Source organism: Alcaligenes nematophilus (assembly GCF_026344155.1).
GTDB classification, from domain to species: Bacteria; Pseudomonadota; Gammaproteobacteria; order Burkholderiales; family Burkholderiaceae_B; genus Alcaligenes; species Alcaligenes phenolicus.
On the sequence record NZ_JAPKMZ010000002.1, the window covers coordinates 410,031 to 433,288 of the forward strand.

23 protein-coding genes are annotated in these 23,258 nt (G+C 56.7%); 12 read left to right on the top strand and 11 right to left on the bottom strand.

Annotation, left to right across the window (positions count from 1 at the left end; all coding sequences use genetic code 11):
* Window positions 1–18 precede the first annotated feature (18 nt).
* From murJ to OSH04_RS07030, 5 genes are all read right to left on the bottom strand, one after another.
* A complete protein-coding gene (gene murJ / locus OSH04_RS07010; RefSeq protein WP_035271247.1) occupies window positions 19–1,380 on the bottom strand; it encodes a murein biosynthesis integral membrane protein MurJ in 1,362 nt (453 codons plus the stop codon).
* Window positions 1,377–2,402 carry an SDR family oxidoreductase gene (locus OSH04_RS07015; protein ID WP_022983250.1) on the bottom strand — a complete coding sequence of 342 codons (1,026 nt, stop codon included), beginning with the start codon at window positions 2,400–2,402 and terminating at the stop codon, window positions 1,377–1,379. The genes murJ and OSH04_RS07015 overlap by 4 nt, the downstream gene beginning before the upstream one ends.
* Window positions 2,403–2,416: 14 nt before the next feature.
* Window positions 2,417–3,697: a Vi polysaccharide biosynthesis UDP-N-acetylglucosamine C-6 dehydrogenase TviB gene (gene tviB / locus OSH04_RS07020; RefSeq protein ID WP_022983251.1), complete on the bottom strand. Its 1,281-nt coding sequence runs from the start codon at window positions 3,695–3,697 to the stop codon at window positions 2,417–2,419.
* Between the two features lie 49 nt (window positions 3,698–3,746).
* On the bottom strand, window positions 3,747–4,871 hold the full coding sequence (locus OSH04_RS07025) for an MraY family glycosyltransferase (RefSeq protein ID WP_009461102.1): 1,125 nt from the start codon (window positions 4,869–4,871) through the stop codon (window positions 3,747–3,749).
* A gap of 198 nt (window positions 4,872–5,069) precedes the next feature.
* Window positions 5,070–6,026, bottom strand: a complete 957-nt coding sequence (locus OSH04_RS07030; RefSeq protein WP_009461103.1) for a LysR family transcriptional regulator — start codon at window positions 6,024–6,026, stop codon at window positions 5,070–5,072.
* Window positions 6,027–6,315: 289 nt separating this feature from the next.
* On the opposite strand from OSH04_RS07030, the gene uraD reads away from it, so the two are divergent.
* From uraD to OSH04_RS07060, 6 genes are all read left to right on the top strand, one after another.
* A complete protein-coding gene (gene uraD / locus OSH04_RS07035; protein WP_035271248.1) occupies window positions 6,316–6,846 on the top strand; it encodes a 2-oxo-4-hydroxy-4-carboxy-5-ureidoimidazoline decarboxylase in 531 nt (176 codons plus the stop codon).
* Window positions 6,847–6,991: 145 nt separating this feature from the next.
* On the top strand, window positions 6,992–7,504 hold the full coding sequence (locus OSH04_RS07040; RefSeq protein ID WP_035271249.1) for an ureidoglycolate lyase: 513 nt from the start codon (window positions 6,992–6,994) through the stop codon (window positions 7,502–7,504).
* Window positions 7,501–8,292, top strand: coding sequence for a class II aldolase/adducin family protein (locus OSH04_RS07045; protein WP_022983252.1), 792 nt, complete (start codon window positions 7,501–7,503; stop codon window positions 8,290–8,292). Before OSH04_RS07040 ends, OSH04_RS07045 begins: the two co-directional genes overlap by 4 nt.
* Window positions 8,293–8,319: 27 nt before the next feature.
* Window positions 8,320–8,505 (top strand): 4-oxalocrotonate tautomerase, encoded by a 186-nt coding sequence (locus tag OSH04_RS07050; protein WP_009461108.1) that lies wholly within the window; start codon window positions 8,320–8,322, stop codon window positions 8,503–8,505.
* 373 nt (window positions 8,506–8,878) lie between these two features.
* Complete coding sequence (locus tag OSH04_RS07055) at window positions 8,879–10,363, top strand: nucleobase:cation symporter-2 family protein (protein WP_060186274.1); 1,485 nt, start codon at window positions 8,879–8,881, stop codon at window positions 10,361–10,363.
* 195 nt (window positions 10,364–10,558) lie between these two features.
* Complete coding sequence (locus OSH04_RS07060; protein ID WP_266108169.1) at window positions 10,559–11,434, top strand: hypothetical protein; 876 nt, start codon at window positions 10,559–10,561, stop codon at window positions 11,432–11,434.
* A 64-nt stretch (window positions 11,435–11,498) separates the two neighbouring features.
* On the opposite strand, the gene OSH04_RS07065 is transcribed toward OSH04_RS07060, so the two are convergent.
* A complete protein-coding gene (locus OSH04_RS07065) occupies window positions 11,499–12,416 on the bottom strand; it encodes a LysR family transcriptional regulator (RefSeq protein WP_026485032.1) in 918 nt (305 codons plus the stop codon).
* Window positions 12,417–12,526: 110 nt separating this feature from the next.
* Between OSH04_RS07065 and gcl the strand changes: the two genes are divergently transcribed.
* The 6 genes from gcl (at window position 12,527) to pyk (ending at window position 19,415) form a co-directional block, all read left to right on the top strand.
* The gene (gene gcl / locus OSH04_RS07070; protein WP_266108170.1) at window positions 12,527–14,302 is read left to right on the top strand and encodes a glyoxylate carboligase; all 1,776 of its coding nucleotides are present in this window, start codon (window positions 12,527–12,529) and stop codon (window positions 14,300–14,302) included.
* 28 nt (window positions 14,303–14,330) lie between these two features.
* Window positions 14,331–15,119, top strand: coding sequence for a hydroxypyruvate isomerase (hyi, locus tag OSH04_RS07075; RefSeq protein WP_266108171.1), 789 nt, complete (start codon window positions 14,331–14,333; stop codon window positions 15,117–15,119).
* 39 nt (window positions 15,120–15,158) lie between these two features.
* Window positions 15,159–16,043, top strand: coding sequence for a 2-hydroxy-3-oxopropionate reductase (locus OSH04_RS07080; protein WP_203145114.1), 885 nt, complete (start codon window positions 15,159–15,161; stop codon window positions 16,041–16,043).
* 222 nt (window positions 16,044–16,265) lie between these two features.
* Window positions 16,266–17,543, top strand: a complete 1,278-nt coding sequence (locus OSH04_RS07085) for a glycerate kinase type-2 family protein (RefSeq protein ID WP_060186272.1) — start codon at window positions 16,266–16,268, stop codon at window positions 17,541–17,543.
* A gap of 22 nt (window positions 17,544–17,565) precedes the next feature.
* Window positions 17,566–17,964, top strand: a complete 399-nt coding sequence (locus OSH04_RS07090; RefSeq protein ID WP_083054176.1) for a GlcG/HbpS family heme-binding protein — start codon at window positions 17,566–17,568, stop codon at window positions 17,962–17,964.
* 29 nt (window positions 17,965–17,993) lie between these two features.
* Entirely contained in the window at window positions 17,994–19,415 is a 1,422-nt protein-coding gene (gene pyk, locus OSH04_RS07095) for a pyruvate kinase (RefSeq protein WP_060186271.1), read from the top strand.
* Window positions 19,416–20,031: 616 nt separating this feature from the next.
* On the opposite strand, the gene coq7 is transcribed toward pyk, so the two are convergent.
* The 5 genes from coq7 to OSH04_RS07120 are packed head-to-tail and all read right to left on the bottom strand — an operon-like array spanning window position 20,032 to window position 23,257.
* A complete protein-coding gene (coq7, locus tag OSH04_RS07100) occupies window positions 20,032–20,700 on the bottom strand; it encodes a 2-polyprenyl-3-methyl-6-methoxy-1,4-benzoquinone monooxygenase (RefSeq protein ID WP_009461117.1) in 669 nt (222 codons plus the stop codon).
* Window positions 20,701–20,731: 31 nt separating this feature from the next.
* The gene (locus OSH04_RS07105) at window positions 20,732–21,367 is read right to left on the bottom strand and encodes a hypothetical protein (RefSeq protein WP_035271257.1); all 636 of its coding nucleotides are present in this window, start codon (window positions 21,365–21,367) and stop codon (window positions 20,732–20,734) included.
* Window positions 21,367–22,002 (bottom strand): SCO family protein, encoded by a 636-nt coding sequence (locus tag OSH04_RS07110; RefSeq protein WP_009461119.1) that lies wholly within the window; start codon window positions 22,000–22,002, stop codon window positions 21,367–21,369. The genes OSH04_RS07105 and OSH04_RS07110 overlap by 1 nt, the downstream gene beginning before the upstream one ends.
* A gap of 21 nt (window positions 22,003–22,023) precedes the next feature.
* Window positions 22,024–22,611, bottom strand: a complete 588-nt coding sequence (locus tag OSH04_RS07115; RefSeq protein ID WP_026485026.1) for a c-type cytochrome — start codon at window positions 22,609–22,611, stop codon at window positions 22,024–22,026.
* A 55-nt stretch (window positions 22,612–22,666) separates the two neighbouring features.
* Complete coding sequence (locus OSH04_RS07120) at window positions 22,667–23,257, bottom strand: cbb3-type cytochrome c oxidase subunit II (protein WP_026485025.1); 591 nt, start codon at window positions 23,255–23,257, stop codon at window positions 22,667–22,669.
* Window position 23,258: the final 1 nt, after the last annotated feature.

Here is a 23,258-nt window from a genome sequence, read left to right on the forward strand (position 1 = left end):
ATGACTGTGCACGTTTTCCTATTCCTGCGAACCAGGCGCAAAGGCACTGGCTGGCTTCAAAGCCAAGATGAAATAACAAGTGAAAGAAGCCGCATACATCAGGCTGGTCGCCAGCATGATGCCCGACGGACCCATGCGCGCCGCCAGAATCGGGTTCAGGGCCGCTTTCACCAAAAAATTGATCACGGCAATAATTGCCATGGATTTATAACGGTTCTGACTGGCCAATAGCTGCACCAGAATCAGCACCCCAAAATAAAAAGGCAGTTGCACCAGTCCCCAGCTAAAAACCTGGGCGACGGTGGCCGTATCCTGCGCGGTAAACGCGCCACGCTCAAACAGCAGTGCCACGCCCCAAGGAGCCAGCAGGACGCCGATGGCCGCCGCTACTCCACCAGCCGCCAACATCATGACCGACCATTTCAAGGCCATGGAACGAGCACGGGCGTTATCGCCCCGACTTTGAATATCAGCCAGCACAGGCAAGGCAGCACGACCTACAGAGGCCGCACCCACACCTAGAACCAAGGCCAGCAAGCGCGTGGCATAACCCAAGGTCGCGTTGGCATTCGCGCCCAGATTGGCCGCCGTATATTGGTCGATAGGGCCGACAAAGCTCATGGCAACCTGCCCCACTAGCATGATCGTGGCGGCCTTGAGCAAATCCGGCCACTGTTCGGCACGCAAGCTGATCGTGGGACGAGCCCAGATCTGATCAGCCCGAGAAGCCAGAATCATCAGCCACACGGCCTGGATCGTCATGCCCAGCAAGGTGCCCCACAACAAGGGGCCAATGCCGGCATTGGCGCCTGCGGCCAGCACCCAGATCAGGATGACAAAGGCAGGAACACTTTCCAGCAAGGTGTTGATGTGACGCTCATGCGCCCGCAAACGGGCGGCACTCAGGCCAATCATCAGGGTCAGAACCGCCGCTGGCGCAAAGGCAAACAGCAGTTCCTGGCTCATTTCATGGACTGCAGGGCTTAAACCCTGTCCCGTCCATTGCAGCACCCAGGGCCAGCTAATCCAGATCAATGCACCCAGCACGCAGCCCAGCACAATGCACCAGGCCTTGAGTTCACCCAGAAAACGGCTGCGCGCTGCCGGTTCCAGACGATGTAAGCGCACCAGAACGGGAATCAGCACAACGGACATGGAGCCAACGATTGTCACTGGCAGCCAATTGGCCATGACCATCGTGAACTGATAGGCATCGACTACATCGCTCACACCGTAGCGATAAGCCACCGCCATTTCTTTGAAAGCGCCCGCTGCCTTGCCCAGCAACAGAAAAAACGCCACCCGCATCGCCCCCAGGGCGATGCGACGGTGGTCGTCATGCAAACTAGACAGACGTGCTTTCAGGCTGGCCCAAATCAACTCAGAAACGCCACGTACCAGGGCATGGCTGTGTTCAGGCCCTGCAAAATCGTGTGAGTCGGCTCGTAACCCAATTGGGTGCGAGCCTTAGTGATATCGGCTTGAGAGTGCAGCACATCGCCCGCGCGGAAGTCCGCATAGATGGGCTGTTTGGTGTAGTTCACACCATTTGCACTCAAGGTCTGCTTCAAGTGCTCGAACAGCTCGTTCAGGCTGGTACGAGCATTGACGGCCACGTTATAGACTTCGGCCACAGCAGGTTTTTGCTGCACGGCGGCCAGGATATTCATCTGAATAACGTTGTCGATAAAGCAGAAATCGCGGCTGGTCTGGCCATCCCCATTGATTTGCACATCCTGGTTCTGGATCATGGCCGATACCCATTTGGGGATCACCGCAGCGTAAGCACCATTGGGGTCCTGACGTTTGCCAAATACATTGAAGTAACGCAGGCCCACGCTGGAAAAGCCATAGGCACGGGCAAACACGTCCGCATACAGCTCGTTCACGAACTTGGTGACGGCGTAGGGGGACAGTGGACGACCAATCGTATCCTCCACCTTGGGCAAACCGGGATGGTCGCCATAGGTAGAACTGGAAGCCGCATAAACAAAGGCTTTAACCTGTTCGTCACGCGCAGCCACCATCACGTTCAAGGCGCCGTTCACGTTGACCTCATTGGAAGTCAGCGGATCGTTCAAGGAACGAGGCACCGACCCCAAAGCGGCCTGGTGCAGCACATAGTCCACGCCTTTAACAGCTTCGCGACAGGTATCCAGATTGCGGATATCGCCTTCAATAAAGCGAAAACGAGCCCAGCGCTCGGCACCAACCTGATCGCGCACTTCGTCCAGATTGTATTGATGGCCGGTTGCAAAGTTATCCAGACCTACCACCTGCTGATCCATTTTCAGCAGGGCTTCCAGCAGGTTGGAACCGATAAAGCCGGCACAACCCGTAACCAGCCAGGTTTTAGGCTGATTACGCAGTTGCTGGCTCGCCTGTTCAAATGCAGCGCTCATAATGCTTTCCAAAATTAAAGACGCAGATCGGATTGTTCGCGATCAAACACATACTTCAAGTCGTAGAGCACATGCTCGGGCTTGCCCCATTGGCGCACACCCTCCACACCCAGTTCCTTGAACTGCTTGTGGGCTACAGCCACGATCACCCCGTCGTACTCACCCGCTTTAGGAGTTTCAACCGGAGTAATACCGTATTCATGTTGCGCTTCTTTAGGGTCAACCCATGGATCGTATACATCTACGTGAACATCGTATTGCTTGAGTTCATGCACGATATCGACGATGCGGGTGTTACGCAGGTCCGGGCAGTTTTCTTTAAAGGCCAGACCCAGCAACAGGACGCGCGAACCTTGCACCTGAATGCGGCGCTTGGTCATGGCTTTAACCAGTTGGGAGGCCACATAGCCGCCCATGGAGTCGTTCAGACGGCGGCCAGCCAGAATGATCTCGGGGTGGTAGCCAATGGCTTGCGCCTTGTGGGTCAGGTAGTAGGGGTCCACACCAATGCAGTGGCCGCCTACCAGACCGGGACGGAAAGGCAGGAAGTTCCACTTGGTGCCCGCCGCTTCCAGCACGTCCAGCGTATCGATGCCCAGGCGGTTGAAGATCAGAGCCAATTCGTTGATCAGGGCGATGTTCACGTCGCGTTGGGTGTTCTCGATCACCTTGGCCGCTTCTGCCACACGAATGGAGCTGGCCTTGAAGGTACCCACCACAATGATCTCGCGGTACAAGGCGTCGACCAATTCAGCGACTTCGGGGGTTGAGCCGGAAGTCACTTTCTTGATGGTGGAAACTCGGTGTTCCTTGTCGCCCGGATTGATACGCTCCGGGCTGTACCCCGCGTAGAAATCTTCGTTAAAGCGCAGGCCCGACACTTGCTCCAGCACAGGCACACACACTTCTTCGGTCGCGCCGGGGTAAACCGTGGATTCATAAACCACAATGTCACCACGCTTGAGCACTTTACCGATGGTCTCGGAAGCGCGGACCAGGGGAGTCAGATCAGGCTGCTTGAATTCATCGATAGGCGTGGGCACGGTCACAATGAACACATTGGCCTGTGCCAGTTCATCGGCCTCGCAGGAGTAGCTCAAGCCACTGGCCTGGGCCAGTTCTTCGCTCTCGACCTCCAACGTGCGGTCTACCCCTTCCTTGAGTTCGGCGACACGACGCGCGTTAATGTCAAAACCAATAACGGAACGCTTTTTGCCAAACTCTACAGCCAAAGGCAAACCGACATATCCCAAGCCGATGACGGCCAGTTTCACATTCTCAAGTTGCAACTTCATTCTCCAGTTAGCGCTATGCGCAAGGAATAATCTTGAACGCCTGACAGTATCAGTCCCGATCTATCCGCCGCCGTACCGAGGGTAGCAGCAGCCAGGAAGGGCGACGCCACGAAACCAGACGGGAATAGAGCCAGATATAAACCAGTGAGAAGGCCAGCATGCTGGCACACAAAGCCCAGGTATTGTCCCACCAGATCGTGGCCGGCACCAAACCGATCAGGGCCAGCACCCACAGGTACGGCGAGGTCATGGCATTACAAAACGCGGGCAAGGCTCCGCCACTGTCACGACTGAACGTGGAACGCACCAGACGACGGAACACCAGTTGATGCAGGTGCAGCGCGTCCGGCTGATCCACAGGCACACCGCGTTTGAAACGGCGACGCCAGATCGAAAACATGGTTTCAAAAACAGGGTAAAACAGCACGGCCAAGGCGTAAAACGGCGACACACTGGGGTTGCGCACCACCAGTTGCACAGCCAGTTCAGCCAGCATGAAGCCCAGGAAATATGCGCCCCCATCCCCCAGAAAGACCCGTCCGAAAGGAAAGTTCCATACCAGAAAGCCCAGGGTGGCCGACGCCAGCGAGGCGGCAATCAGGAAAATCGGAATGTCCTGCACCTGCAAGGCCACCAGAGCCAGGGACAGCGCCATCAAGGTGGCGATCATGCCGGCCAGGCCATTCATACCGTCAATAATATTCAGGGCATGGGTACAGCCGCCTACCGCAATCATGGTAAAGAGCAGCGAAATGGGCCAGAAACCCAGAACCCAATCAGCCCAGCTCACCCCAACACGCGACACACCGCCCAGCAACCACCAGGCAATCGCGGCCGACAGGAAAGCGGCCAGCAAGCGTTTCAGGGAACCTACGTCCTTGGTGATGTCCTCGACCAGGCCCGCCACAAATACCGGCATGGCAGCCAGAAACAAGACTGGCCACAGCCAGGTCAGTGTCATATTGCTGGGCCCAAGGACCAGCAAGCCAGCCAAACTGCCTGCCACCACGGCCAGACCACCCACACGCGGGGTAGGACGAGAATGGGACGCTTGGGGTTTACTAAGGTCGCTGTCCCCGGTCAGACGGCCATGCCAACGTTCGGAGGCCACGATCAGCCCGCCGACCATAAAAGCCACGACACAGATATACAACCAGGTAAGAGACTCCCCCATCTGAGGTAAAGACACCGCAAAACACCTGCTAGGTTAGGAACTACACATTATCAACCTGCCTTCCGGCTTGTGTCCGTGACCAGTCGCATTAAATGCAACAATTTCCGTCAAGTCCCGTATCACTTTCGTGTAGGCAGGAGTAGCTCGCTAATTTGCCCGAGCGCGAGCCCGAAAGCAAGTATTTTGCGGGATTGGGGCTCAGGAATCGGGTTGCGGCAACGGTTCTGTCGAGGCCAGCTGATTACCGCACTCGGTCAGGAGTCGCCGTAACCAGCGATGGCTGGGCGAATGCCGGTTACGTTCATGCCAGAGCTGATAAAAGCGCATGGGCGGAAACTCCAGCGGGGCCTCCAGAATCGCCAGGGGCAATAGTCGACAATAAAACTCGGCGAAATGACGCGAAGTCGTAAAAATCAGGTCTGTATTCTGTAGCAAATACGGTGCTGCCGAAAAGGACTGCACCGCCACGCTTTCATCACGCTGAATACGTAAGGTCGCCAAGGTTGTATCGATGACACCGCGCTGGTTGATGGAATACGGCATGGGCACCACATGGCGCGCCCGCACGTAATCATCCATGGTCAGCCCCTTGCGAGCCAAGGGGTGCGTTGCCGCTACCAGGCAGACAATCTGATCTTCCAGCAGCACGGACAGATGCATGCGATCGGGCGGTTCGGGCCAGTTCCCAATGACCATATCCAGGTCGCCTTCCGCCAAAGAACGCTCAAAATCAAAGCTGGCATCCAGAGAATGCAGATTCAAGCGTGCCCCCGGTGCCTCGCGACGCATGCGCTCGACCACTCCACCAATAAAGACAGGCGCCAGATAATCTGGCGCTCCGATATGAAACTCACTGCGACTTACCTGAGGGTCGAAACTGTCGGGTGCATTAACCATACAGTCGATCTCGGCCAGAGCTCCTTTAGCGTGGGCCAGCAGGCCAATGGCGCGCTCGGTAGGCACCATGCCCCCTTTTTCGCGTACCAGCAAAGGATCGCCAATAATGTCACGCAAGCGTCGTAAGGCCGCACTGATAGCAGGCTGCGACTGGTTCATTTTGAACGCGGTACGCGAGACGCTGCGCTCGGTAACGAGTAAGCAAAATACCCTCAAGAGATAGGTATCAAGCGGGTTATCCCCACGTCGGGCGGCCATCTTATTCTCTCCTTCTTACGCTTTTTTCCAGCATGATAATGACATACATGCACAATACGAGATGGCATATATCATTTATACGCCTAATTCTATTTTATTTATAAACAGAAAACTTAAACTGGTCCCATATAAGAAAATCATAGCCCACAGGCGGTGGTTTATAAGGGTTTGAATAAATCAAACATACCGTGTAAACGCCCACCCACTACCCTTGATAAAACGGCCTCCAGGCCTGGTCCTGGAGCCGCCTCGGCTCGCACTATTTACGCTTAGATAATCGGACTGACACATGACTACTCAAACCCTTACCACCACACAGGCGCTCACCGAACTCTCCAGCCTGGATCAGAGCCAATTTGTGGACAAGCTCGAAGGTATTTTTGAACATTCCCCCTGGGTCCCTGAGCGTAGCTGGAACCAGCGTCCCTTTGAAAGCGTGGATCAGTTGCACGCCTGCATGGTGCAAGTGGTCCAAGAAGCATCGCACGAAGAACAGAAGAACCTGATCTGTGCTCACCCCGAGCTGGCTGGTAAAGAAGCCGAGCAAGGGACACTGACCACCGCATCGACAGGCGAACAACGTGGCGCCGGCCTGGATCAGTGTTCGGCCGAAGAGCTGGCCCGTCTGCGTGGTCTGAATGCCCAATACCGTGAGCGCTTCGGTTTTCCCTTCGTGATTGCCGTCAAGGGTTTGAGCCGTTACCAAATCATGGATACAGTAGAAGCTCGTCTGAACAACAGTGCTGAAACCGAGTTTCAAGCTTGTCTGACTGAAATCGGCAAGATTGCCCGTTTCCGTCTGGATGCGCTGCTGGGCTGATTTTGCTGCCTGCCGGGTCTTGTTGACCCATCCAGTTCACGGGGTAGCGCCAGCCTGCGGGCACGCTGCCCTTTGTTTCCTCTGACCCTTCGTGGCGCGGCTGCTTTCAGCCCCACGCGGGTCTGCCCTACCAAGGACCTCTACCATGACAATCACATTGAAGTTGGAAACCCTGACAGCCGAAGCCTTCGCCCCCTTTGGTGATGTCATCGAGGCCTCCGACACGGTTCAGCACTTCACCATCAATGAAGGCAATACCGAGCGCTACCACGACCTGGCCAAGATCGAGCCGGGTGCAGACGGTCACGCGATTGTGTCCATTTTCCGTGGTCAGCCACGCACCCTGCCCTTTACCGTGGAAATGATGGAACGCCACCCCAAAGGTAGCCAGGCCTTCATTCCGCAGTCCGGCCAACCGTATCTGGTGATTGTGGCCCCTGCTGGCCCGACTCCCAAGGCAAGCGATCTACGCCTGTTCCTGGCCCGTGGCGACCAGGGCGTGAACTACGCAACTGGCGTTTGGCACCACCCCTTGATGGCACTGAATCAAGTGGCCGACTTCATCGTGATTGACCGCAAAGGTCCCGGCGACAACTGCGATGTGATTCAGCTGGAAGAAAAAGCCATCATTGCTGAACTGGAAACCACAGCAGCGTGAGCCAGTCCTGTCCCATCACGCCGGACATAGCGGCCATTTACGCCCATCGTCCGGCCGATATTGATCCTGAGCACTGGCGCGCCCGTGTCAATCTGGCCGCCGCCTACCGGCTGGCGGCCCGCCAGGGCTGGGACGATATCATCTACACCCATATTTCCCTGCGCCTGCCCGGCCACGACGACACTTTCCTGATCAATCCCTTCGGTTTGCGCTTTGATGAAATCTGCGCTTCCAATCTGCTCTTGATTGATACCCAGGGCCAGGTTGTGGACGGCACAGGCCGTCGTGCCAACCCCAGCGGTTTTGCCATTCACGGCGCCGTTCACCGCGCCCGAGCGGATGCACACTGTGTCATCCACTTACATACAGATGCCTCGATTGCCGTCTCGGCTCTGTCCTGTGGACTGCTGCCTCTATCGCAACACGCCATGCGGTTCTGGCAGGATATTGGCTATCACGACTATGCCGGTCTGGCCTTCCCGCCCCAGGAGCAAGAGGCCCTGCTCAAGCAATTAGGCTCCTATCCCGCCCTGCTCTTGCGCAATCACGGCGCCCTGACCTGTGGCCGTACTGTTGCCGAAGCTTATGTCCTGATGGATGCCTTGGAGCGCGCCTGTCGCATTCAGCTCTCGGCCATGGCTGCCAGCCCGCAACTGCACCTGCCCCCGACGGATGTGCTGGATTTGACACATCGCCAGCTTTTACCCGGGGATGAGCCAGAGGGCTTGTTAGAATGGCCAGCCTTGCTGCGCAAGCTCTATCAGAGCGAGCCGGATTTTTGCCGCTAAGACCCTTTCCACCCCTACGGAGCTTTTATGCCTTCTATTAACGTACAACTATTCGACGGCCGTCCCGTGGAAATCAAGCGTGAGCTCGCCCAGGCCCTGACTAAAGAAGCCTGTCGCGTGCTTGGCTGTACCCCGGAGGCCGTCGACGTGGTCTTTACCGACGTCAAACGCGAGGACTGGGCCACGGCCGGCGTCCTGTGGTCGGACAAATAACTCAGACCCATGAAAAAGCGGCCACAGGGCCGCTTTTTTTATATCTTTCAGCACCTTAACGGCTCTTCAAACGTAAATCAAACAGTAGTTTGGAGGCTGTTAACATAGATTTTCAGGACGGACTAGGTGGGCAATACCCCTAGCACTGAAAAATGCATGAAAAAAGCAGGAATCTGCTAGGGCGTGGCCTGAACACAGGCCCCATCTACAGGGCTTATATCCTTTCCCCCCTGTCAGCATCAGCCTGCCATACGCTTTTACGTATTCTACTTATCAAGCCGTACTGCCTTCCAGTGATACGGCCCATCCGATAACTTTATGCTTACGCGGCCCAGGCATCGGCTGCGCATAACGTATTAATAAGGAGACCCGGATGTCCGCCAACCCAGAAGTGTCCACACCTGCTGCTTGTGACGGTGTAGACGAACGCCTACCAACGGGGCGCCTAGCAACCCTTGGTTTGCAACACGTCATGGTGATGTACGCGGGCGCAGTTGCTGTCCCCCTGATCATTGGTGCGGCCTTGGGCCTGTCCAAGGAACAGATCGCATTCCTGATTAATGCCGACCTGCTGTGCTGTGGCCTGATCACCATCATCCAAGCTCGTGGCCTGGGTATGTTCGGTATCAAACTGCCCGTCATGATGGGCGTGTCCTTTGCAGCGGTCAGCCCCATGATCGCCATTGGCCTGGATCCGCAACTGGGCCTGCCCGGTATTTTCGGCGCCACCATTCTGGCCGGTATCTTCAGTATTCTGATTGCTCCGGTATTTAGCCGTCTGATGGGCCTGTTCCCCCCGGTCGTGACCGGCATCATCATTACCGTGATTGGCGTGACGCTGATGCGCGTGGGTCTGAACTGGATCGGCGGCGGCTCCCCTACTATTACTGACGCCGCCACCGGCCTGTCCATCCCCAACCCCGAATACGGCTCGCTGGAAAACCTGGGCATTGCCCTGATGGTGCTGACTGTGATCCTGCTGATCACCAAGTTTGCACGCGGTTTCCTGGCAAACGTGGCAGTGCTGATTGGCCTGCTGGTCGGTTTCTTTGTCTCTTTGGCCATGGGTCGCATCACCTTTGAAGGTCTGGATCAGACCAGCTGGTTTGCGGTGGTGACTCCATTCCACTTTGGCGTGCCTACTTTCAGCTGGGCCCTGCTGGGCGCAGCGGCAGTCCTGTCCCTGATCATGGTTGTGATCATGGTTGAGTCTCTGGGCATGTTCCTGGCATTGGGTTCCATCTGCGGCCGTCCTACCGACCGAGAAGCGCTGGTGCGCGGTCTGCGTACCGACGGTCTGGGTACCCTGGTGGGCGGCATCATGAACACCTTCCCGCATAGCTCGTTCTCGCAAAACGTGGGCCTGGTCAGCGTGACCGGCGTGCGCAGCCGCTGGGTATGTGTCATGGGCGGTGCCTTCCTGATCATGCTGGGCTTGTTCCCCAAAATGGCTTTCATTGTGGCCTCCATCCCCAACTACGTTCTGGGCGGTGCTGGCATTGTGATGTTCGGCATGGTGGCCGCTACCGGCATCAAGATCCTGATGTCGGCCAACCTGAACCGTAACCCTTACAACCCCTATATCGTGGCCATCAGCCTGGGCTTTGGCATGATTCCCCTGGTTGCCGAGCACCTGCTGGACAAGATGCCCCCTGCTCTGGCTCCCTTGCTGCATAGCGGAATCTTGCTGGCTGCCGTATCTGCCATCTTGTTGAACCTGTTTTTCAACGGCATGGAAAAATACGCCGACCAAGGTCACACCGTTGAATCCACCGCTGCTACCCAGGCCCGCAAACAGGCCGCCGCTCAAAACGCGACTGAAGACAGCGGCAATCACCTGGCCTCGCAAAACGGCTAAGCCCCTTTTTGATCAGCCGCCCTGCCTGAAATGGGCGGCTGTTCAAATTTCCGCAGTACCTTCATAAAAGTATCGACTGTCCATAATTAATCTAAGCAAGGTCAGTAACACCCACTCAAAGAAAACTAAGGCCGCAGGCCGTAAGGGACATCAGATCCCAAGGACCTGCTTGCGCTCAAACAAAGAGGAGACACCATGAAAAAGCTACACCCTGCTCGCTGGGCATACGCCCTGCTGGCCGCCCCACTGCTGTCCAGCCCCGCCTTGGCAGCCGACTGGAGCGACACCTTTTTAGGCTACCGCTTCAGCACGCAATACACCGAGCCGATGAACGATCGGACTATCCAGAAGCACATCCTGAGCCTGACACACGTTAACGGCTACAGCCTGGGCCAGAACTTCTTTAACCTGGATATTCTGCAGTCGGATCGCTACGACCCGTCCAGCGGCAATGGCAGCAATGGCGCCACCGAGTTCTACGCCACCTACCGTCACCAGCTCTCCATGGGCAAGGTATTCGACAAGGATCTGAGCTTTGGTCCCGTGAAAGATGTGGCCATTACTGCAGGCTTTGACCTGAACACCAAGAACACTGCCTTTGCACCTCGCAAACGCCTGCTGGTGCTGGGCCCGACCTTCAAATTCGATGTCCCCCGAGGTTTTGTAGACCTGAGCCTGATGGTGGGTAAGGAATGGAACCACTGCGGTCTGGGTGCTCCCGCCTGCCCGGACAGTCGCAGCTCCTTCCACACCCAGTTTCTGGCCAGCCTGAACTGGAACCTGCCCTTCGATGTGGGTTCGGTCCCGCTGAAGTTCCAGGGCTTTGCCAACTACGCCGGCCCCAAAGGTGACGACTACGCAGGCATCAGCACCAAGTCTGAAGTGCTGGTCCGTACCTCCCTGATGGCTGACGTGGGTAAAGTGGCCTTCGACAAGAAGAACACCCTGTGGGTGGGTATTGGCTACGAGTACTGGTACAACAAGTTCGGTAATCGCTATATGGCGAACGGCAACCTGAAGCCTGGCATCAAAACCAGCGCCCCCACCGTACAAGTGGAATGGCACTTCTAAGCGCCATGCAGCATAAAAAAAACCGCTTTTCGAAGCGGTTTTTTTATTCAGAAGATCAAAGCAGTTAGAACTGCACCTCGCCGTCCCAATAACCCGGGGTGTTGTAGATGGCTCGCAAATAGTCGATAAAACGTCGCACTTTGGCTGGCAGATAACGCTGTTGCTGATACACCGCCTGGATGTCGTAGCTGGGAATCTCGAACTCATTCAGCACCGTCACCAGCTCGCCTCGCTTGAGTTCTGGCTGAATTTCCCAGGTGGAGCGCCAGCCAATCCCCCAACCTTGCTTGACCCAATTAAAGAGCAATTCACCGTCATTGCAGTCCAGATCACCATCAACCCGTACCGCCAAAGGACGACCATCCCGCAAGAAGGTCCAACCGCGTTGCTGCCCACCCTGCAAATTGAACGCCAGGCAGTTATGACGAGCCAGATCTTCCGGTACGCGCGGCACCCCGTGACGCTCGAAATACTCGGGCGTACCACACACCACACGCCGGTTCGGATACAGACGTACCGCCACATAGTTGGGGTCAGTGACCTCGCCAATACGCAAGGCCATGTCATAACCTTCGCGCACCAGGTCCACCACACTGTCGGTGAAGTTGAAAGACAGCTTCAGCTCGGGGTAACGCTTCTTGAAGGACAAGGCATGCGGTGCCACATGACGGCGCCCAAAGGCAGCCGGAGCCGATACCACCAGGTGCCCGCGCACCACTTTACGCTGGGCGCTGATGCTGGCTTCAGCCTCTTCAAAGTCCTTCAGAATTTGTTTGCACTGCTCCAGAAACTGCTCGCCCAGATCAGTCAACGTCAGCCCGCGCGTGGACCGGTGCATCAAACGCACTCCCAGTCTCTGCTCCAAGGCATCCAGGCGCCTACCCATCACCACCGGGGTAACGCCTTCGATCACGGACGCAGCCGCAAAACTGCCTTTTTCAGCGACCAGCGCAAAACTTCGAATTTCGGTATAACGGCTCATTCAATACTCCAAGTATCGATAGAAACAATCGTACCACCATTTCTAGGCAGGGCTATCACTCCTTATTATCGAGTTGTGAATTTCGTCAAACGATGATCTAGGAGATATCAATGGCTCGAATGAGAGCAGTGGACGCCGCCGCCGCGATTTTACGTAAAGAAGGCGTGAGCACCGTATTTGGCGTGCCTGGCGCCGCAATCAACCCCTTCTACTCCGCACTGCGCAAGGAAGGTGGCTTTGATCACATTCTCGCCCGCCACGTGGAAGGCGCTTCCCACATGGCCGAAGGTTTTACCCGTGCCAATCCCGGCAATATCGGCGTATGTATCGGTACTTCCGGCCCCGCTGGCACAGACATGATCACCGGCCTGTACTCCGCATCGGCTGACTCGATCCCAATTCTGTGCATTACCGGCCAGGCCCCTCGTGCCCGCCTGTACAAGGAAGACTTCCAGGCTGTGGATATTGAATCCATTGCCAAGCCCGTGACCAAGTGGGCCGTCACCGTGCGCGAACCCGATCTGATCCCGCGCGTGTTCCAGCAGGCTTTCCACATCATGCGCTCTGGCCGTCCTGGTCCTGTGCTGATCGATATGCCTATCGACGTGCAAATGGCCGAGATCGAATTTGATCTGGATACCTACTCCCCGCTGGAAGCCTACAAGCCTGCTGCCACCCGTGCCCAGGCTGAAAAAGCCATCGAACTGCTGAACACTTCCGAGCGTCCGCTGATCGTATCCGGTGGCGGCGTCATCAACGCCAACGCATCCGAGCTGCTGCAGGAATTTGCCGAGCTGGTCAACGTACCCGTTATCCCGACCCTGATGGGCTGGGGTACTGTGGCCGACGATCACCCATTGATGGCTGGCATGGTTGGCCTGCAAACCTCGCACCGCTACGGCAACCAGACCTTGCTGGCATCGGACTTTGTATTCGGTATCGGTAACCGCTGGGCCAACCGCCACACCGGTTCCGTAGACGTCTACACCGAAGGCCGCAAGTTCGTGCACGTGGACATCGAGCCGACACAGATTGGCCGTGTATTTGGGCCTGATCTGGGTATTGCCTCGGACGCTGGCGCTGCACTGAAGCTGTTCATTGAAGTGGCCAAGGAGTACAAGGCTGCCGGCAAGCTGCGCGACCGCGCCGCCTGGGTAGCCGACTGCCAGAAACGCAAGGCCACCTTGCAGCGCAAGACCAATTTCGACAACGTGCCCCTGAAGCCTCAGCGCGTTTACGAAGAAATGAACCGCGCCTTTGGCCCTTCGACCACCTACGTCAGCACCATTGGCCTGTCGCAGATTGCTGCCGCCCAGTTCCTGCACGTGTACAAACCACGTCACTGGATCAACTGCGGTCAGGCAGGCCCATTGGGCTGGACGATTCCTGCTGCACTGGGTGTGGTTGCGGCTGACCCCGATCGCGAAGTGGTAGCCATTTCGGGCGACTACGACTTCCAGTTCATGATTGAAGAGCTGGCCGTAGGCGCACAATTCAAGCTGCCTTACCTGCACATTCTGGTCAACAACGCCTACCTGGGTCTGATCCGTCAGGCACAGCGCGGCTTTGAGATGGACTATTGTGTACAACTGGCCTTTGACAACATCAACGCCCCTGAAACCGAAGGTTATGGTGTGGATCACATCACCGTGGTGGAAGGTCTGGGTTGCAAGGCCATCCGCGTACACAAACCCGAAGACATCCAGCCCGCCATTGAACAGGCTCGCGCATGGATGAAAGAGTTCAGCGTGCCGGTTGTGATCGAACTGATCCTGGAGCGCGTCACCAACATTGCCATGGGTACCGAACTGCATAATGTGACGGAATTCGAGTCCCTGGCCGAAGCGGGTATCGACGCCCCCACCGCCATCTCGCTGATGGACTGATTGCTGATTTAAAAAACGGAGTAGCACTATGCCAAAATTTGCCGCCAACCTGACCATGCTGTTTAACGAGCACGACTTCCTGGATCGCTTCCAGGCAGCGGCCGAAGCTGGTTTCAAGGGAGTGGAGTACCTGTTCCCCTACGCCTACGACAAACAGCAGCTGGCTGACAAACTGCAACAACACGGTTTGACCCAAGTGTTGCACAACCTGCCTGCGGGCGACTGGGACGGCGGCGAGCGCGGCATTGCAATCCTGCCCGAGCGCGTGGGTGAATTCCAGGACGGCGTAGGCCGTGCCATTGAATACGCCACCGCGCTGGGCTGCAAGCAAGTCAACTGCCTGGCTGGCAAGCTGGCCGAAGGTGCAGACCGCGAACTGGCTCACAAGACCTTGGTCAGCAATCTGCAGTTTGCTGCCGCCAAGTTGAAAGACGCCAGCCTGCGCCTGCTGGTTGAACCCATCAATACCTTCGACATTCCAGGTTTCTACCTGAACCGTACCGAACAGGCCGCGGCGCTGTTGCAGGACGTGGGTTCGGACAATCTGTTCATCCAGTACGACGTCTACCACGCCCAGCGCATGGAAGGCGAGCTGGCTGCCACCATGAAAAAGCACCTGGACAAGATTGCACACATCCAGATCGCGGATAACCCAGGCCGCAACGAACCGGGCACAGGCGAGATCAACTACGCCTGGCTGTTCAAGTACATCGACAGCATTGGCTACCAGGGCTGGATCGGCGGCGAGTACAAGCCCGCCGGCGTGACCAAGGATGGCCTGGGCTGGATGACTGAACTGACTGAAGTCACTGCCTGATCGTCGAATACCTGCAGATAATTATTAGGAGATTACACAATGGCTAAAATCGGTTTTATTGGTTTGGGCATCATGGGCGCACCCATGGCCGTCAACCTGATCAAAGGTGGTCATGAGCTTTTTGCCTACACCCGTGGTGACTTCCCCAAAAGCGTGAAAGAAGCTGGCGCCACCGTTTGCGCCAACGGCACCGAAGTAACCCGTCAGGCTGACATCATCATCACGATGGTGCCCGACACCCCGCACGTGGAAGATGCGCTGTTTGGCGAAGACGGCATTGCCGCCGGTCTGAGCGCTGGCAAGATCGTGGTGGACATGAGCTCCATCTCCCCCGTGGCCACGAAAGACTTTGCCGAGCGCATCGTCAAGCTGGGCTGCGAATACCTGGACGCTCCTGTGTCCGGTGGCGAAGTCGGTGCCAAGGCTGGCTCGCTGACCATCATGGTCGGCGGCAAGCAGGAAGCCTTCGACAAGGTCAAGCCCCTGTTTGAACTGATGGGCAAGAACATCACCCTGGTCGGCAGCTACGGCGACGGCCAGATCACCAAAGTGGCCAACCAGATCATCGTGGCCTTGACCATTGAAGCCGTGGGCGAAGCCCTGTTGCTGGCCTCCAAGGCCGGTGCCGATGCGGGCAAGGTTCGTGAAGCGCTGATGGGCGGTTTCGCAAACTCCCGTATTCTGGAAGTTCACGGTGAGCGCATGGTCAAGCGCACGTTTGATCCAGGCTTCCGCATCGAACTGCACCAGAAAGACTTGAACCTGGCCCTGACCACGGCGCGCCAGCTGGGCGTGGCTCTGCCCAACACCGCAACGGCACAGGAACTGTTCAACACCTGCGCCGCCCACGGTGGCGCCGCACAAGACCACTCCGCCATGGTCCGCGCTCTGGAAATCATGGCCAACTACGAGATTGGTCAATAAGATCGGTTCAAGGATGCTCCCGTCCGGACTGATTTTTTCCAGATATCAAGCCAGTACGACCGGGACATCCAGCAAGCGGGCTGCGGCCCGCTTTTTTTTACCGCCAAGTCCCCCCAGACAGCACACCCTTTCTAGAAGGCTGCAAGTCAAAGCGGGGAGGTGAAGGCGTGTTGTAGCGCAGTAAGATGGTTTGTTGCCGTCGCTCTGCATTAGGATTGACCCATGAAGATCGAGCCACAAGACTTACTCAGCAAAATGTTTCAAGCTGCCGTCAACGCGGCTCAGCCTGAACATTGCATCCCGCCTTATCTGCCCGATGCTCCCAAAGGCCGCACCATTGTGATCGGTGCTGGCAAAGCATCGGCAGCGATGGCCCAGGCACTGGAGCGTCACTGGGACAAAGGCCCCATCAGCGGTGTTGTCGTCACCCGCTATGGCTACGGCGTGCCTTGTGATCACATCAAGATTCTGGAGGCCTCTCACCCCGTGCCGGACCAGGCCGGTGAAGACGCGGCCCGCGAAATTTTGCGCACGGTCAGCGATCTGAACGAAGACGATCTGGTTATTTGCCTGATTTCCGGTGGCGGCTCGTCTCTGCTGCCCTTGGCCGGAGAAGGCATCACGCTGGCGGACAAGCAAGCCATCAACAAAGCGCTGCTCAAATCGGGCGCTTCAATTGGTGAGATGAACACGGTACGCCGTCACTTATCTGCCATCAAAGGTGGCCGTCTGGCAGCGGCTTGCGCCCCCGCCCGCGTCCTGAACCTGCTGATTTCCGATGTTCCCGGCGACAAGCCCATGGACATCGCTTCTGGCCCCACGGTGGCAGATCCCACCACGTGCGAGCAAGCGCTGGAAATCATTACCCGCTACGGCATCGAGATTCCAGCCGCAGCCCGTGCCCTGCTGGAGAGCGGCGATGGCGAAACCATCAAACCCGACGATCCACGCCTGGCTCATGTCACCACCCATCTGGTTGCTACACCCCAATTGGCCCTGCTGGCTGCAGCTCGTGTCGCTGAAGCCCGTGGCGTGCGTCCCGTCTTGCTGGGCGACAGCATTGAAGGCGAAGCGCGCGATGTAGGCAAAGTCATGGCTGGTATTGCCCTGAGCGTTTCCCAGCATGGCCAGCCTGCCCAGGCCCCCTGCGTGCTGCTCTCGGGCGGAGAAACCACCGTGACCTTGCGCGGCCAGGGCCGTGGCGGTCGCAATGTGGAGTTTCTGTTGTCCACCGCCATTGCCTTGAACGGGGCACCCGGTATCTACGGTTTGGCAGGCGATACCGACGGTGTGGATGGCCAGGAAGAAATTGCCGGAGCCTTCTGCGGTCCGGACACTTTGGAGCGTGCTTGGCAACAAGGTATACGCCCAAGGGCCAGTCTGGACAATAATGATGGTCATGGCTTCTTTGAAGCCTTGGATGACGCATTGGTTACGGGCCCTACCCTGACCAACGTCAACGATTTCCGTGCAATTCTGGTTTTACCCCCTAGCGATTAACGCTTTTCTTAAAGGACTGGACATGAGAGACACGAAAGCACTGACCCTGGCCGATGTTAAAAAAATTGCTGCTGCTGCCGAGCAAGAAGCGCTGAAGAACAACTGGGCTGTCAGCATCGCCATTTGCGATGCAGGCGGTCACGCGCTCTGGATGCAACGTATGGACGGCGCTCCCTTGATGAGCGCGCAGGTTGCTCCCGCCAAGGCACACACATGCGTGCTGGGCGGTGGCAAGCCCAGCAAGGTTTTTGAAGACATGGTCAACAATGGTCGCTTTGCCGCTCTGTCCATGCCCATCACGCCACTGGAAGGCGGCGAGCCGATTGTGGTGGACGGTCAAGTCATTGGTGCAGTCGGCGTGTCCGGCGTAAAGGCACCTGAAGACGCTCAGATCGCCCGCGCCGGTATCGCTGCTCTTTGAGCTATCGATCCCCCTAAGGACAACAACCCATGAAACGTCAACGTCATTCCCGCATTCTGGCTACCCTGGGTCCTGCCAGTTCTACGCCAGAACGCATTCGTGAACTGTTCGAGGCCGGCGCTGATGTGTTCCGCCTGAACTTCAGCCACGGCACACATGAAGACCATGCCGCGCGCTATCACACCATTCGTCAGATTGAAAAGGAAACCGGTCGCAGTATCGGTATTCTGATGGACCTGCAAGGGCCCAAGCTGCGCGTTGGCAAAATGCAAGATGGCCGCGTGACATTGGAAACCGGCCAGAAATTCCGCCTGGACCTGGACCCCGCCGAAGGGACCAGCCAGCGTGCCTACCTGCCTCACCCCGAAATCTTCGCTGCACTGGAAGATGGGACAGACCTGCTGCTCGATGACGGCAAGCTGCGTCTGCGTGTGGACAGCTTTGGTCCGGATTTTGCAGAAACCACGGTCATGGTCGGCGGCCCGCTGTCCGACCGCAAGGGCGTGAACGTACCCGGCGTGGTACTGCCTATCTCGCCCTTGACCGAAAAAGACCTGATCGATCTGAAGTTTGGACTGGAATTGGGCGTGGATTGGGTTGCGCTGTCCTTTGTGCAACGTCCTGGCGACATCCGTGAAGCCCGCGAGCTGATCGGCGACAAAGCCTGGATCATGGCCAAGCTGGAAAAACCGCAAGCGCTGGAACACCTGGAAGAAATTGTCCAGCTGTGTGATGGCGTGATGGTGGCACGTGGCGACCTGGGCGTGGAAGTCCCACCCCAGCGCGTGCCTGTGTTGCAGCGTCAAATCGTGCGTACTGCCCGTGCGGCAGGCCGTCCGGTGGTTGTCGCTACACAGATGCTGGAATCCATGATTACCTCGCCTGTGCCTACACGAGCTGAAGCTTCCGACGTAGCTACCGCCATCTATTCGGGTGCCGATGCCGTCATGCTGTCCGCCGAATCGGCCTCCGGCCAGTTTCCACTGGAAGCGGTGTCCATCATGGACAGCATCATCAAGGAGATCGAAAACGATCCTAGCTGGCGCACCATTCTGGAAGCCAACCACAGCACCGCTGAAGCCAGCACCGCAGACGCGATCTGCTGCGCCCTGCGTCGCGTGGCCAGCATTCTGGAACCGGCAACGAACGTGGCCTACACCACGACTGGCTTTAGCGCCTTGCGTGCCAGCCGTGAACGGCCCATCGCCCCTATCCTGGCACTGACACCCCGTGTGGAAACCGCACGCCGTCTGAGCTTGGCCTGGGGTGTCCATGCCGTGCCTTGCGAGGACGTCAGCGATCTGGGCGAGATGATCGACCACGCTACCGATATGGCAGCGCAACATGAGTTCGCCCAGGCGGGCGACACCATCGTGATGATTGCCGGTGTTCCTTTTGGCACCAGCGGTCGCACCAACCTGCTGCATGTGGCCACGGTTCCACAGAAGTAAGGTCGCTCGACCTTGGCGATAAAAAAAAGCCTTGTCCATCCACAATGATGGGCAAGGCTTTTCCTATTCAGACTGTGCAGTATTTTTTTCACGTGAAGCCAAAACAGCGACGGCGAGCCGCACGGGCATCAACAAGGCCAGAAGCCCCGTAAATGCTGGCCCTTCAAGACAGGACACTCACAAACAAAAGATACGGGCAAAAAAAACCCGAGATCTAGAGATCTCGGGCAAATCCACCAAAGGAGGAGGGTGGAGGAGACAATCGTGGCAAGTTGGGCTACCAGATAAAGTATCGAGCCAGAAAGCTAAGGGTTATTACGCTTGTGCTTTTGCTTATTTCCCGCTTTCTTTTCAACATCCAATAACTAAAGTCTACCCACAAAAATGGTGCAATGCAAGATAAATGCTGTGGAAAACCCTTAGACGCCCATCTTGTCGCTTTAATGCATCAATTTCCTAGCGCAAATCTCATTCCAGGTATCTAGTCGTTAACCCTAAGCCGCCAAACAAGCTCCAAACCTACAAAGAAAAACGGGTCAATTACTGACCCGTTTTGCTACTTGCTTCCATGAAGGCTCGGCACTCATCAATAAGTGATTCGGCCCAGAGCCCCGTTTTACAAGCGATAAGCCGTCGTCGTCATGACTTTGGACATCATGCGCATCAAGGTTTTAACGGGTGGAGGCAAACCCACAGCCCCGTGATTCTCGGCGGTACGACGATGCTCAATCTCGTCATCGCGCATTTTTTCTACGATCCGGCGCGAGCGATTGTCTGTAGCAGGCAAGGACTCCAGATGGCTTTCCAGATGCTCTTCAACCTGGCGCTCGGTCTCGGCCATAAAGCCCAGGTTATAAGGCACCCCTGCCCGGCTGGCGAGCAAGCCTAACGCGAAAGAACCGGCATACCACAAGGGGTTGAACACGCTGGGGCGGCTATCGAGCTCGCGCAAACGGTCATCGCACCAGGACAGGTGATCCACCTCTTCCTGCGCAGCTTGCAGCAGCACTTCGGTTGCCTGGGGATCTTTGCACAACATGGCCTGGCTACGGTACAAGGCTTGGGCGCAAATCTCGCCTACATGGTTCACACGCATCAAGCCGGCAGCATGGCGGGCTTCGTCAGCCGTAATCTCGGACACTTCCTTGCCAGCGGGATTCGGGCGCGACGCGCGTGCCGAACGTCCCAATACTTCCAGGGCCCGATTCGTCTCGCTCAGAATCTGGTCAAAAAAGCTGTTGCGTCGGTACAGACGGGTATCGCTGTTGGAAACGGTATGGCTCATGAGGACACCTGCAAAACAAAATGGATGGGTATTATTGCCGCAAAAAGGCGATCACTGCCTTGCTCTCAGACAAGAGCCAAAGCAATGGCAGCACACAAGCCATGATAACCAGGCCTATGCCGGCAATCTCTTGGTCAGACTGCAGATAGAAATTACAGAGCCGAACCGGATTGTCGTAATACAGCAGACCAACAATGGCCATCATCCAACTGAAGTTACCAAAGAAGAACAGACGAAACACCAGATGGGCGCGGCGCCAGGACTCCATGAACAACATGCCCATCAAGACCAGACCGATATATTTGGCAGTAGCCATGGGAGGCGATACCAGCACATCGTCCAGTGCTTTGGGAACCATCCAGTAAGCCGCCGCAAAGCTGACCATGATCAGGCCAGGCAAACCATACTCATTCAAGGCGTAATACGGGCGTAGTAAAGACTGCATGGCAGCCGAACGTCCAACTCCCTGGTAGCGCAAGGCCAGTTGCAAGGTAATGCCCGACAGGACCAATAAGGGAATATGCACCAGCATGTGCAGACTCATGGAGGCGGTCAGCGGGCGATCCCAGAAGGCTGCGGCAGCAAACAGCAAAGCTGCCACCAATGCCAGGGCACTACCAAAATAAGGACGTACTTTAGGGGATTCGACGACACGTTTTAAGGACATTACATCGCTCCCTTCTTATCCAGATCCTCGAGGGCACGCTTGGCATACGCCAGGGCCAACATAGGTTCACCGTAATCCACGATACGACCCAGGCGCGGTTCGGCACTGACAACGTGATAGGCCGCGTTGTGCTCGTACTCATCAAAAGGGGCGGGAATAACGACGATACCAAAATCATCCAGCACACGTTGACGCTGTTCGCCGGGCATCATGGTGACAAATTGCCAGACGTCCGGGTTGGCCTTCATGGTTTTGCTATAGCGGCGCAGGTGATCAGGCGAATCGGTGGGATCAAAACTGATGCTCAGCAGGCGGATACGGTCCTGCAAGCCTTCATCCACAATCGCTTTTTGCAGTTGCTGATACTCCGAGCCCATCGCCAGACATAGCGTGACACAGCGGGTATAGATGAAATTGACGATGGTAATACGGCCATCGTTTTGCAGCAGAGAGCTTAGCTGGGTACTGCCCCCGGCAGGGAGCAGTACTTCGACATCGGAGATCAGACGCGGCGAGGCGGCAACATCATTGCGACGGGCCGTCTCGGCTGTCAGGGCGGAGAACCCTTGCGTCAAATGGGCCAGTGCCCCAATACCCAGGGCGAAGACCAGGAGAATACTTATAAATAGTCTCATCGCTGGCCCATCATTTCAGTCTTACTCTTCCATGGGAGCCAGATCAGCGTCCCCATTCCAATGATCGGTTTTATCAGCTGTTTTTTCACGTTCGGCTTTGACAAAGGCCACGTCCACAGGATCGGCGCTATTGCCACCCAATTCTGTACGCAGGTAATTAACAACGGCCGTCATTTCCTCGTCATTGAACTTCTCGCGGAACTCGGGCATCGCACCATTGTACTTATTACCCTTGACCGTGATCTCACCCGTAATACCGTGCAGCATGATCTGGACCAAAACTTCAGGCTTGCGCAGTACCCATTCGGAACCCACCAGCGGAGGGAACACGCCTGGAACACCGGCACCCGTTGCCTGGTGACAGGCGGCACATTGGGCTACGAACAGCTGCTGACCATCTACCGCGCCTTCTGGCAATTCGAAGTCGGCAACGATACGGTTGTCGCCCACGGTTGCGTCATGGCTCAGGTCACTGCTGAAAATATAGTAGATGCCCCACAGGAACAGACCTGCAATGATCAGCAGAACCACCCAAGGGATCGGTGCTGCGTTTTCTTCCGGATCGGAATGCTCACGCAGCTGTGCTTCATATTTACGATTGTCGCTCATTCTAATTCTCCGAGGCGCCCCGCCTTGCGGGGCGCGCTAGCTCAGCAATGCCTGTTTATTTGATAACGCTGGCTGGCGCTACGGGATACGTACGATCCAGCGCCAACAGGTATTCAACCAGGTCCAGGGCCTCTTGCTTGGCCACAACCACCTTGCCTTCTGGTGCGAAATCACCTGGCAAGTTGACAACCTTGTCGCCTTCCTCTGCCTTGTCCTTGAGCTCGAACATGAAGGGGTAAGAAGGCATATTGCTGCCAGGGGTATAAGCACGAGGCTGATACAAGTGACCCAGGTGCCAGTCCACGCTAGGCTGACGAGCACCAATATTGAGCAAGTCTGGACCAGTACGCATGGTGCCGAGCAGGTGAGGTGTGTCGTAGAAGTAGTCGCCTGCTACCGAGGCACGACCCCAGCCACGCTGGAAGTCAGGAGCCTGGTTCTGGCTGCGTGGCTGCTGCGAGTGACAGTAGACACAGCCCATATCAATGTATTGCTGACGGCCGCGCAGTTGCACTTCCGTGTAAGGCTTCAGGCCTGGAGAGGGCTCCACCTTTTTAACTTGCAGGTAAGGGACAACGACCAGAGCCGATGTGGCCAGGGCGAGCGTCACCATGGCGCCGCCCAATAGTTTGTATTCGCTTTCCATG